At 46.3% G+C, this 11,232-nt stretch carries 12 protein-coding genes and 3 pseudogenes; 7 read left to right on the forward strand and 8 right to left on the reverse strand.

What is annotated here, in order from left to right; translation table 11 throughout:
• Window positions 1-376 precede the first annotated feature (376 nt).
• On the reverse strand, window positions 377-775 hold the full coding sequence (locus V7L20_RS14300) for an SDR family NAD(P)-dependent oxidoreductase (RefSeq protein WP_334744720.1): 399 nt from the start codon (window positions 773-775) through the stop codon (window positions 377-379).
• A gap of 18 nt (window positions 776-793) precedes the next feature.
• Window positions 794-1,681: an SDR family oxidoreductase gene (locus V7L20_RS14305; RefSeq protein ID WP_334744721.1), complete on the reverse strand. Its 888-nt coding sequence runs from the start codon at window positions 1,679-1,681 to the stop codon at window positions 794-796.
• 136 nt (window positions 1,682-1,817) lie between these two features.
• On the opposite strand from V7L20_RS14305, the gene V7L20_RS14310 reads away from it, so the two are divergent.
• The 5 genes from V7L20_RS14310 (at window position 1,818) to V7L20_RS14330 (ending at window position 6,016) form a co-directional block, all read left to right on the forward strand.
• Window positions 1,818-2,402: a TetR/AcrR family transcriptional regulator gene (locus V7L20_RS14310; RefSeq protein ID WP_334744722.1), complete on the forward strand. Its 585-nt coding sequence runs from the start codon at window positions 1,818-1,820 to the stop codon at window positions 2,400-2,402.
• Window positions 2,403-2,924: 522 nt separating this feature from the next.
• Window positions 2,925-3,065: a hypothetical protein gene (locus V7L20_RS14315; protein ID WP_334744723.1), complete on the forward strand. Its 141-nt coding sequence runs from the start codon at window positions 2,925-2,927 to the stop codon at window positions 3,063-3,065.
• A gap of 103 nt (window positions 3,066-3,168) precedes the next feature.
• On the forward strand, window positions 3,169-3,420 hold the full coding sequence (locus tag V7L20_RS14320; protein WP_334744724.1) for a hypothetical protein: 252 nt from the start codon (window positions 3,169-3,171) through the stop codon (window positions 3,418-3,420).
• Window positions 3,421-3,885: 465 nt separating this feature from the next.
• Window positions 3,886-4,953 carry an aldo/keto reductase gene (locus V7L20_RS14325; protein WP_334744725.1) on the forward strand — a complete coding sequence of 356 codons (1,068 nt, stop codon included), beginning with the start codon at window positions 3,886-3,888 and terminating at the stop codon, window positions 4,951-4,953.
• Window positions 4,954-5,149: 196 nt separating this feature from the next.
• Window positions 5,150-6,016 carry an aldo/keto reductase gene (locus tag V7L20_RS14330; protein ID WP_334744726.1) on the forward strand — a complete coding sequence of 289 codons (867 nt, stop codon included), beginning with the start codon at window positions 5,150-5,152 and terminating at the stop codon, window positions 6,014-6,016.
• Here the strand turns inward: V7L20_RS14330 and V7L20_RS14335 are convergent, their stop codons facing one another.
• The 6 genes and pseudogenes from V7L20_RS14335 to V7L20_RS14360 all read right to left on the reverse strand — a co-directional run.
• On the reverse strand, window positions 6,017-6,214 hold the full coding sequence (locus V7L20_RS14335) for a hypothetical protein (RefSeq protein ID WP_334744727.1): 198 nt from the start codon (window positions 6,212-6,214) through the stop codon (window positions 6,017-6,019).
• A gap of 182 nt (window positions 6,215-6,396) precedes the next feature.
• Entirely contained in the window at window positions 6,397-7,053 is a 657-nt protein-coding gene (locus V7L20_RS14340; RefSeq protein ID WP_334744728.1) for a hypothetical protein, read from the reverse strand.
• 269 nt (window positions 7,054-7,322) lie between these two features.
• Entirely contained in the window at window positions 7,323-7,514 is a 192-nt protein-coding gene (locus V7L20_RS14345) for a hypothetical protein (RefSeq protein ID WP_334744729.1), read from the reverse strand.
• 65 nt (window positions 7,515-7,579) lie between these two features.
• Window positions 7,580-8,185 (reverse strand): glycosyltransferase, encoded by a 606-nt coding sequence (locus tag V7L20_RS14350; RefSeq protein ID WP_334744730.1) that lies wholly within the window; start codon window positions 8,183-8,185, stop codon window positions 7,580-7,582.
• Window positions 8,176-8,451, reverse strand: a complete 276-nt coding sequence (locus V7L20_RS14355; protein WP_334744731.1) for a hypothetical protein — start codon at window positions 8,449-8,451, stop codon at window positions 8,176-8,178. The genes V7L20_RS14350 and V7L20_RS14355 overlap by 10 nt, the downstream gene beginning before the upstream one ends.
• A gap of 104 nt (window positions 8,452-8,555) precedes the next feature.
• Window positions 8,556-8,775: pseudogene (locus tag V7L20_RS14360) on the reverse strand (hypothetical protein); the annotation flags it as partial.
• Between the two features lie 85 nt (window positions 8,776-8,860).
• Here V7L20_RS14360 and V7L20_RS14365 point away from each other — a divergent pair.
• A pseudogene (locus V7L20_RS14365) lies at window positions 8,861-10,857 on the forward strand (strawberry notch-like NTP hydrolase domain-containing protein); the annotation flags it as partial.
• Between the two features lie 186 nt (window positions 10,858-11,043).
• Window positions 11,044-11,232, forward strand: a pseudogene (locus tag V7L20_RS14370) (ISAzo13-like element ISMae28 family transposase); the annotation flags it as partial.

The raw sequence follows: 11,232 nt of genomic DNA on the forward strand, positions 1-11,232 counted from the left end.
GCGGATACGAGTTGATGCACACTTTGGACATTGCATAGCGATGTCTACGACGGGCTACGCCTACGCTCAAATTTATACTTCAATTATGCAACGCCCAAAAACGGGTATCGGACGAGAGGTAGAGTCGAGGGGAGTGGCAACACTCCCCTCGACTCTACCTCTCGGCTGAACCCCACGGTGACACCCTCATTGATGTCGCTGCGTGTGATCGCAGACCTCTCCTGCCGATCGATCGACTCCCAGCGTCGATTATTAGACTTCTTGCAAAAGTCAAAAAATCAGGAATGTCATTCTGAGCGGAACACAGTGGAGTGAAGAATCTCACCAGATGTTTGGCTCCGATCAACATAACAATTTAAGCATTTATGTAAGAGGTCTATTGTTTATTGCGACTCGCAAATACTCGCTCGTAATCACCGTTCCTTTCGGCGAACCGTAATGCTTTGACTCGATCGACCAGGATTTCGCTGTAGGGCGGGTTTGGAGTGATGAGAATCTGCATTACTTCAGCAGTATAGTCAGCCAGTGGCATTGCAGCAGGATCGGTCGCCTGACTAGAATGGCCAAGCTCCGTTTGCACATAGGGCGGCGCGAGTTCGAGAACCTCCACCGAGGTTTCCTGGAGCTGAACGCGGAGCGACTGCAACCAAGAGTGCAGAAAAGCCTTACTCGCACAATATAGAATCCCTTGCTTTCTGGTGGACTGGGGCGATCCGCTGCCCCTAACTATTGGATGAGACTGAAGCCGATATGATCGATGCTGAAATTCAGTCAAAACTTCAGTGTAATTCGCCTAACCTCGGTAATCCATCTTCTCTAAATCAGCAATCAAGCCCGGTCCGGTAGGATTCCAGCCCAGTTTTTTTCTCGTGATAGCGCTTGAGCCTACAAGGTCATGGTCAGCGAACATACTAAACCATCCAAAATGAGCCTCCGCTTCTTCTGGCAGTATTGATTTTACAGGCATCTGCAGGCCGCGACCGATAACTTTGGCAATATCACGCATATATACACCTTCTTCGGCTACCGCATGGTACTTGGCACCGTTTTCGTTCTTTTCCAACACGAGCCTGTAAAGGCGGGCGACATCCAAAACGTTTGCCGCCGCCAAGCGATTCTGACCTTCCCCAACATAGGCGGAAACACCTTTCTCGCGTGCTATGGCGATGGCAGAACTAACAAGTCCTTGCTTGACAGTGTTGTGAACTTGAGGCAGGCGTACAACTGAAACACGAACACCCTTAGGTACCAGCGCAAGCGCCGTTTGTTCTGAAACACGCGGGAATGGAAAATTCGGCGATATGACACTATCTTCGGTCGCAAGCTGTCCCGGTGCAGCTAATCCCGCAAGCCCTGATGTGGCAATAAATGGGCGATCAAAACCGGCGAGTTCAGAACCGATCGCTTCGATGGCCTGCCTGTCGATCTCGCTATTCTCCACGAAATTCGAGAAATCGTGAATGAAGGCCAAATGAATGACAGCATCAGCCGCTGCGGCACCACGGCGCAGGCTTTCAATATCTTCGAGTGAGCTGCGATGAACATCTGCGCCGATGTCCGCTAAGGATTTTGCCCCTTCGTCGGAACGGGCCATGCCAAGGACTTTGTGCCCGGCTGCAATCAGTTCCTTGACGACGGGAGTGCCAATAAATCCGGTAGCACCAGTAACAAAAACACGCATGAGTTAGTCTCTTTATATGTGGTTGATAAAATTCACTCGGGCTTCATCGCCTGAATCCTGAATATCTGCTAAAACGGAGTTGAACTCCACATTTCCTATATTAACGGAGACTGTCTCCGTTTGCAAGCTCTTTTGCATGGCTACGAAACGTTCACAATCTTCAGACCGAAGTCCACGGCGTGACGCGCAGCGGAATCGCGAGCGCCTTCTCGAAGTGGCAAAGCAGGCGTTTTCTCAGTACGGTGCCAACGCAAGCCTAGACGAAATCGCCAAGGAGTCCGGTGTCGGCCCGGGAACCTTGTACCGTCACTTCCCGACCCGTGAGGACCTTCTGGTGGCGGTTTATCGGAGTGAGGTAGAAAAGCTGGCAGCGGCGGAACGGCAGTTTGCTGAGACACTGCCTCCACTCGAAGCGCTGCGCGCCTGGATGCTGTTGTTTGTTGACTACATTGCTGCGAAACAGATCATCGCCCCTGCGTTGAATGCCCTGGTGGGAGATCCGAAGCAGGTTTTTGAAGGTTCATACACCCAGATATGGGAGGCAATTCGGGCACTGGTGAAACAGGCGATCGAAAACGGCGATATCCGCGAAGACCTCGATCCGATCGATCTGCTCCGGGCTTTGATTGGCGTTGCCAATGTAGCATCCACTCCTGACTGGCAGCAAAGCGCCCGGCGACTGGTGGATATTCTCATCCTCGGTTCGCGGCCAATAAAGTGAGTGGCTGATTGGCATTGAGCCGACATCTGTGTTTTTTCCGGCAAGATGACCCCAAAAGGCTTGATTTCTCGTTACCAAACACGGCTTTTTTTGACCTTTCTGTATCAAATTATCAAAATCATACAGGATAAGGGTTTTCAAATAATCTTGCCGGTTTTTACACGCATCTCGCTTTCATGCCAACTTCCCCTGAATATCCCGTTTCAGCATAAACTCTTCCGTGTAATACACCGCTAGTCTAGCTCTAGCCGTGTATTACATGGAAGATGTATTCTACTTTGACCATGCGAGGAATGACACTAAGAAAAGCTGAAATACTTGCCTGGTAAGGGGTTTAGAAAACTAATAGTTTGAAGGGCGGGAATCCAAATAATCTGCAACTTTCAGTTTGCGATCGCTGCTTCATTAGCCTACGTTTTTCCAAAGTGATGAAACCCTTATAAATAATACATTTGCTCTTTTCTTAGTGCCATTCGATATTGACCCTCAAAAGTTTGCTCAATTGGTAACAGATGCCCCGCAGTGGACTGGGGAGCCTCAGTCGCTAATAGATATAACCATATCACCCATCAACTCTACCAACTACTTGTAGGACATCAACCGTTGAATCAGGAATTTGCTGAGGCATTGGTTGAGCAAATCATGATTGGAATTCAAAAGTAATCCGCTCATAAAAAACGTATCTTTTAAAACTAACTCGCCCCCTTTTGCCTCCGTCACTCTTGAACGACACCAATCGCTGACACGATACCATAAACATCAAATTGTGAATCCGTGTCAGTCAGCAACAATCAATATAGAGTTACCAACACTAGTAACTGACACAAAATCACCTGACATTCCCCAAACATTTACCCAGGTGTCCAATCCTGCTACCCAAGGGTGGAAGGGTTTGAATCTGAAAATGCAGCGAGGAATAGAAAATGCTGGTTACTTCTACCACGAGCTGATCTCCAAAGTTGGCAATGCTATCGGGGTTGCTGATGGGGAGCCTTACTGGAACGCTTATCTGGGGTAGTGGCTTTTCTCTGGGTAAGCTTTGAAGGCGGGTGTAAGTCTGTGATGTGCGATTGGCTGGTTGCGGTGTAGGTCAGAGTAGTAAACTATTCCTTCAATTCCGAAAATGTGAGTCGGTTACTTTGCAGTTTCCCAGTTTGGAGCAAATAATCTCTATTGCCTTGCCCTTGAAAAAAAACAATGACATACTCCTCTTTTGAAAATGGACGCGATTTAAAAGCCATTGAATGAATTTACTCTCAGCTTTGGAGGTAGATAGATGTTCTATTCATGACTAGAAAATATACAGTTGTTATCTTTCACTAGGAAGACGCGCTTGCACAACTGCTTCCGTAGGATGGTAAAAGTCGATTGCTTGTAATCGGCTCAGACCTTTTGGAGTCAGCCATTGCAAGTAAATTAAGCAGTTAGGAGTTTTGAACATTATGAATCAAACGTTAACCCATCCCCACTAAGGAGAAAACAGATGGATATCAAAAGACGAAATTTTCTCAAAGCGGCTTCGGGTTTAGGCGCAGGTTTAGCGGCTAGTGAAGTTTTGCTCAAACCTGTTCTAGCTGGAAACGAATCGATTCAAGCGCAGTCACCAGTAACAACTACTCCCTTATCAACCCCAGAAACAATTAAAAGCGGTGAAATGCTTTACCGAACACTAGGACGCACAGGAGAAAAAGTCTCTATCATCGGGGTAGGTGGTTCTCACATTGGGCAACAAAAAGATCAGCAAGAGAGTATCAAAATTATCCGCAGTGCCATAGATCGCGGCATCACTTTTATGGATAATAGTTGGGATTATAACAATGGAGCCAGTGAAATCCGCATGGGTCAAGCACTCCGTAACGGTTATCGTCAAAAGGTGTTTCTCATGACTAAAGTTGATGGTCGCACGAAGCAAGCTGCGGCTAAACAAATTGACGAGTCTCTAAAGCGCCTACAGACAGATCGTGTAGATTTAATGCAATTCCATGAAGTTATTCGTATGGAAGACCCAGATCGAATCTTTGCTCCTGATGGGGCACTCTCAGCAATGCTAGCGGCACAAAAAGCCGGGAAAGTTCGTTACATCGGTTTTACCGGACACAAAGATCCTTTAGTTCATCTGAGGATGTTGGATATTGCAGCCCAAAACAACTTTCATTTCGATACACTGCTAATGCCACTAAACGTTATGGACGCGCATTTTCGGAGTTTTCAACACTTAGTTCTACCTGTAGCGTTAAAGGAGAAAATTGGTGTTTTAAGCATGAAGCCAATGGGCGGGAAATTTATTCTTAAGAGTAACACTGTTAAGCCAATTGAGTGTCTTCACTATGCTATGAACTTGCCAACTTCAGTAGTAATTACAGGTATTGATAGTATACCAATTCTCGACCAAGCATTAGAAGCTGTACGTACCTTTCAACCGATGAGTCAACAACAGCTCACGGCACTCCTGGCTCGAACTGCCCAAGCTGCTGCTCAAGGGAAGTATGAATTGTTTAAAACAACTAGCCATTTTGACGGTACAGCTAAGAACCCGGAATGGCTCGGATAACAAACCATAGGTAAAACGCCCAGAATTAACCCCAAATTAAAGCTTGCAATGGGTAAATCACTTCAAAGATAAACTTGCCTTGGTGAGTGTGGCAGTCTAAAGCACCCACCGATTAATTGAACCCTTAGCATAACTACAATCGATTTTTTATTGAACTCGGATACTGACAACCAATTTACACCAACCGATTTACACTATGTCTTCACTTAATGCTAGTGCTTCTGGACAATTTACTCTCTTGGATCGTTCAGTGACGCGGCTCGGCTTTGGCTCCATGCAGCTTACGGGCAAAGGGGTGTGGGGTGAACCCAAAAACCAGGAGTCGGCACTACAAGTATTGAAACGCTTGCCCGATCTCGGAGTTAATTTCATCGACACTGCTGATAGCTATGGACCTTACGTCGCTGAGGAACTAATCGCCCAGGCGCTATATCCCTATGACGGCATATTTATCGCCACCAAGGGTGGGCTGACCCGTACAGGTCCGAATGAGTGGCCGCCCGTAGGTCGTCCCGAATATCTACGCCAGTGTGTACTCATGAGCCTACGCCGCTTGAAAGTGGAGCAGCTAGACTTATGGCAACTGCACCGCATCGATCCGAAAGTGCCTGAAGACGAGCAATTTGGTGTGATCGCCGATTTTCTCAAAGAGGGGCTGATTGCGCGGGCTGGGCTGAGTCAAGTCTCGGTGGAGCAGATCGAGGCTGCACGGAAGGTATTCCCTGTGACCACGGTGCAGAACCGCTACAACCTTGTAGACCGGGCTGATGAGGCGGTACTCGACTACTGCACCCATGAGGGCATCGGCTTTATCCCCTGGTATCCGTTAGCCTCCGGCGACCTCGCCCAGTCAGGCGGATCGGTAGACATGATTGCTTCAGCACACGGCGTATCGCCAGGACAAGTGGCACTGGCTTGGGTGCTGAAGCGAAGTCCTAATATGCTGCCGATTCCGGGAACAAGTCAAGTTGCTCACCTGGAAGAGAATATTGCTGCCGCGCAGCTTGAACTGTCAGACGACGAGTTTGAGCAACTCGATAAAGCCGCTGCATCAGCCAAGTGATCACTGTTTACTAGGCGGTGAATATTTTTGAAGTACGTCTTGGGCCCATTTCTTTACAAGGTGTTCATCTGCCACGTCTACAGATGTGAAATCGTTGGGCGCACTAAATGAATGGCGTATTTTATCGATTGCATCTGATGAACGGGCGCAACCAATAACAGTATGTCCCTCTTGAATAAAATGCTCGGTCGGGAGCATAATCTAGACCTTTACTTATGCCTGTAATTAAGATGAGCTTACTCATATTTTTGTATTATTCAACATTTGATCAGCAAACTTATCATAGGTAGCGCTACCAAAATACTTACACATTTTAAACCAATAACAAATGCACAGCCAGGTTCCATATTTCTATGCGTTTGCCAAAGCAACATTAATTGCTACTTATTAGGGTTTTTATGCTTTGTGCGGTCAACTAACCGATATGATTGGTCGGATTCACTCGTTGGAGGAAACGGATTTCCAGCAATTGATGTTACTTCTAACCCTGTGCCTTTTCCATTAGAATTGATTACTTCGTACTGTCCACTGATGGGAGTACGTTCCCCTGGACTATGCAAGGAATATTGAGCCTCCTTTGACTGGCTTAACTGTGTAGTACCAGCACTGTAGATTAGAGTAAATTGGCGATGAATCTCGAAACCTGGAAGATAGCCACCGTGGAACGGTATTTCTGACATATGACTGAGCGCCCCTTTAATTTCTGAGATTGGTTTAAGCAATCTTTCGTTGTCTTGGCTCCATCTAATAATTTGTGCATCTAGCAATTCTTGAAACTCAAGAGCGTGTAACGTCGCCTCATCTAAGGGAGTTTGGCTATCTACAACAATAGATAACTTGAGAGTGAACAAAAGTATCGTTTGTATTTGTGAAGAATCCTCATTAGAGGTAACTTGCGTACAATACTCGTCTACATGAAAACCAAACTGGGCCTTAAAATGGGAAAAGCTCAATCGTTGAAGTTGTTGACTAAGATATGGTATCAATCCAGTATCATGATCTAATAGGATTTGGCGAACCATTGGTATTTGTGTCATTAGCTCTACAAGTTTTAAATTAAACGTTTTCTTTGCTAACTATCTCACAAAATTTAAGCACTCTAGGACATCCATCAAACTGACGAGAGTTAGCTCAATCGCTCTACCGATTTACTTAAAACATCTTTGGTGCTGCTTTGCGACCAGATAATTGCTAAATAAGTAGCGTCTGGTTTGACAACTCACGATCCGTGTTGCTTTCGTGAAGTCCTACATACGACAACGAACATCTTTCATCCGATGCTCACCTTGGAGCGGATCAGCACTCTTCAACTTTCATCCCTGATCCACTCTAGCCCTATCGTCAACGCCGCTTCTCCACTATAATAAATCTTTTGCTCTCCAAATATGCCTTGAGTGCGGCTGACGACCCGAAACTGCCAGCACTGCCCAGGAGTATAAAATACCATTAGGAGACTGCCATTCATCCAAAGCACTGTATAAACTTTAACTTGGGACATTTACTGCTGTTGTGGGTGTGATGATTCAAGAGCAATTGTCTAGGATTTCTCACCCAAATAATAACTTAATCAATCAACCCCAAATGCCGATGGAAAACTTCAACAGCATTCGCCACACCATCCTCAGCCCTGATTTTCTCACCTAACTCCTGGGCTTTTTTGTGCATCACCTCATCACCCAGCACTACTTCAATCGCTGCTGCTAAAGTTTTTTCTGATACCTTCTGGTACGGTATCAGTTGTGGGCTGACTCCCAACCGAGTTAGCTTTTCACCCCAAATTGGCTGATCTGCAAAGAAGGGTACGGTAACTGATGGTGTCCCTGCACGTAACACTGCCGCCGTTGTACTAGCTCCTCCGTGATGTACTACTGCTGGCACTTGGGGAAATAACCAATCATGAGGAACTTCCTTGATTACAAACACTCGTAGCGAATCTTTTACATTCACCGTTCTTCCAACGTCACCCCAGCCTGACAATATAATCCCGCCTTGACGGGTTTTCTTTAAGGCTTCCACAATGTAGTGTGTAAGATATTCTGGATTGGTCATCGTCATGCTCCCAAATCCAAAACACAAAGGTAATTGCTTTCGTCCAAGAAAATCCTCTAATTCCAGGGGTGGCTCGTATTCGGAGGCTTGGTCAATAAACCAAAAACCAGTTAGATACACCCATGCAGGTCAGTCACGGGGTCTTGGGATGACGTGCGAACTAAATCCATACAATACAGGGATTCTTGATACATTCTGCCCAAATATGGTAGAGGCGGCAATTTCAAAGTTTCTGTTCTAAAGTGATTGAGCAGTGGACGATATCTTTGCCAGTGCAAAAACTCTACTAGTAAGTAGGTGGCATAGTTGATCGCTTTCTTTAGCGAGTTTTTAGTTATTTGAGCAAATCTTAAAAACCCAAACATCCCTGTGGGAGTCAACCGCATAACTGATGCAAAAAAGCAAGGTACGCCTAATTTCTCTGCGATATGATATCCAAAGGTAGCTAGCGGCGTATAGATAATTAGGCGTTGCTGAATCCAAGTATGAATTATGCGATCGCCTCAAGCTTGCGGGCGCGTCGCGCCCGCAGCGCCACAAAACCGTACTTGAGATAATGTATTACTAACCGAATCGATAGTTTGAGCATTTCCTCGGACTTGGAGTAAGACTCATGTTTTCCGATGTAACCTAGCTAAATAATGCGGAGCCGGAGACGCTTTCTTTGCCTCCGGTCTAAAACGACTATTCTCTCCTTCTACTCGTGTCAAAGCTGCTGTTGTTGCAGCGAAGGTTGTTAAACTACCAAGACGTACCGTAGTGGCTCAACCACAAACAGTTTCCTCTCTTCCAGACGTGGCAGTTCTGGAGTACGAGGTTATCGAATGGACTGGTGAAGAGACTTTAAAGGATGCCCTGTACGAAAGCTACCGACCACAAAGAGTTCGGATTCACGGTGCAAAGCCACACCCCTCCTTGCTTTGCGAGAGCGCAGCCCTAGCACTTGTTTCGCCACCAGCGCCTACTTATAAACCGCATCTCCCACGGAATATTGTCACACAAGGCTTGTTATCATCAGCACAACTTGAGAGTCTTATCTACGCAGGACAGGCACACTCTGAATTTCTATCGGGTTCTTACTTAGTGGATGATTCACTCGATAACGTGACAGTCGCGGCAAATAATGAGAACACAGCAGTCAGGTATAGAAAAGGCTGGTTTCTTGGGAATGGCACAGGTTCGGGGAAAGGTCGGCAAGTAGCAGGCATCATTTTAGACAACTGGTGTCAAGCTCGTAGAAAAGCGATCTGGATTTCCAAAAGCTCTGCTCTGATAGAAGATGCCCGACGTAATTGGTGTGCTTTAGGTGGAAGTGAAAAAGATATCATCGACCTGAGCAATATCAAACTTGGTGAACCTATCCCATTCACTGAGGGCATTCTATTTGCAACGTACTCAACTTTGAGATCCCAAAAAGGAGATAAAAGCCGACTCAAACAAATCATTGAGTGGGCTGGCATTGAGTTTGCAGGAGCGATCACATTTGACGAATGTCACGCAATGGGCAACGCGATGGCACAAGAGGGGAAGTTGGGAATGGTTAAAGGATCTATGCAGGGTATCGTCGGGCTACGACTACAAAATGCACTGTCTCTTGCACAGGTTGTCTACGTGTCCGCTACCGGAGCGACCAAAGTCTCGAATTGTCTTACGCTAATCGCCTGGGACTTTGGCAAACTGGCGACTTCCCGTTTACCTCCCGTGAAGACTTTGTGGAATCCATCGAGGCTGGCGGTATTGCGGCAATGGAAGTTGTAGCCAGGGATTTAAAAGCACTGGGATTATATCTGGCGCGATCGCTCAGTTTTGAAGGTGTTGAGTACGATACATTGGAAATTGACTTAACTCCTACTCAGGAAAGGATTTACGACAGTTATGCCGACGCTTTTGAAATAATCCACAATAACTTATATAAGGCGTTAGAGGCGTGTAATATCTCTGGCGTGAAAACATACAACCGTATGGCTAAAATGTCTGCGATGTCCCAGTTTGAATCCCACAAACAACGATTCTTTAACCATTTGCTGACCGGGATGAAATGCCCAAAACTGATTAAAGCCATTGAGCAGGACATCGCGCAAGGTCATGCTGTTGTAGTCCAGATAGTTTCTACAAATGAGGAACTATTGAAATGCCGACTTAATGAAGTTTCCCTAGAGGAATGCAAGGACTTGAATCTTGACCTTACTCCACGGGAATATCTCATGGACTACCTAATGAGTGCATTCCCTGTCCATTTGCATGAGATCCACTCAGGAGAAGATGGTTCAGAAAGATCCGAACCCGCCTTTGACGCTGATGGTTCGCCAGTTGTTTCTATTGAAGCTGTAGCTTTGCGTTCGGCGTTAGTTGAGAGATTAGCAAGTCTCGATCCTATCCCTGGCGCACTAGAGCAATTACTCTGGCATTTCGGTCACAAACAAGTAGCTGAAGTTACAGGACGAAGCAAAAGGGTACTCAAAGACGAAGCTGGACGGTTATTTGTTGATTCACGAGGTTCTGGCGCAAATATTGCTGAAACCACCGCATTTATGTCTGACCAGAAGCAAATCCTCATTTTCTCTGACGCTGGCGGCACAGGTCGTAGCTACCACGCAGATTTGAACGCGATCAATCGTAGAAGGCGATCACACTACTTACTCGAAGCCAGCTGGAGAGCAGATAATGCAATTCAAGGACTTGGACGCTCTCACCGGACGAATCAGGCTTCTGCACCAATATTTCGACCAGTTACTACCAATGTCAGGGGTGAACGCCGATTCATCAGTACGATTGCTCGACGGCTGGACAGTCTCGGCGCACTCACACGGGGACAGAGACAAACGGGGGGCAAGGGACTTCCAAGGAATAAAATAACCAATCCCAATAATGATAATTATTCTGAGGGGGAAGGAGAAGCCGCCGCAGGCGGCTTCTCCTTCCCCCTATTGGTAGTAAATTCAATTAGGAAAGAAATTTTTGGGTGGAGAGGAGTGTTAATAGAATTAACTGATTCAGTCAAAGAATTGTTCTTAGATACAGCAAGCCAACTCAAAGGTGCAGCTAGGCGGCGTTTTCAGGCACAAATTGTCATGGAATTAGGTTACGGAGGGCAACTACTGGCTCAAAAAGAATTGGGATGGGATAGAAATACTATTCGTAAAGGAATTAAAGAACTAACCAGTGGG

The sequence above is a fragment of the Nostoc sp. genome (assembly GCF_036916735.1).
GTDB lineage: Bacteria > Cyanobacteriota > Cyanobacteriia > Cyanobacteriales > Nostocaceae > Nostoc.

Bases quoted from the DNA above. Each gene is read 5' to 3' on its own strand.
- V7L20_RS14305 (WP_334744721.1), bottom strand. From the start codon at position 1,681: ATGCGTGTTTTTGTTACTGGTGCTACCGGATTTATTGGCACTCCCGTC.
- V7L20_RS14310 (WP_334744722.1), top strand. From the start codon at position 1,818: ATGGCTACGAAACGTTCACAATCTTCAGACCGAAGTCCACGGCGTGAC.
- V7L20_RS14325 (WP_334744725.1), top strand. From the start codon at position 3,886: ATGGATATCAAAAGACGAAATTTTCTCAAAGCGGCTTCGGGTTTAGGC.
- V7L20_RS14330 (WP_334744726.1), top strand. From the start codon at position 5,150: ATGTCTTCACTTAATGCTAGTGCTTCTGGACAATTTACTCTCTTGGAT.
- V7L20_RS14335 (WP_334744727.1), bottom strand. From the start codon at position 6,214: ATGCTCCCGACCGAGCATTTTATTCAAGAGGGACATACTGTTATTGGT.
- V7L20_RS14340 (WP_334744728.1), bottom strand. From the start codon at position 7,053: ATGACACAAATACCAATGGTTCGCCAAATCCTATTAGATCATGATACT.
- V7L20_RS14345 (WP_334744729.1), bottom strand. From the start codon at position 7,514: ATGTCCCAAGTTAAAGTTTATACAGTGCTTTGGATGAATGGCAGTCTC.
- V7L20_RS14355 (WP_334744731.1), bottom strand. From the start codon at position 8,451: ATGCGGTTGACTCCCACAGGGATGTTTGGGTTTTTAAGATTTGCTCAA.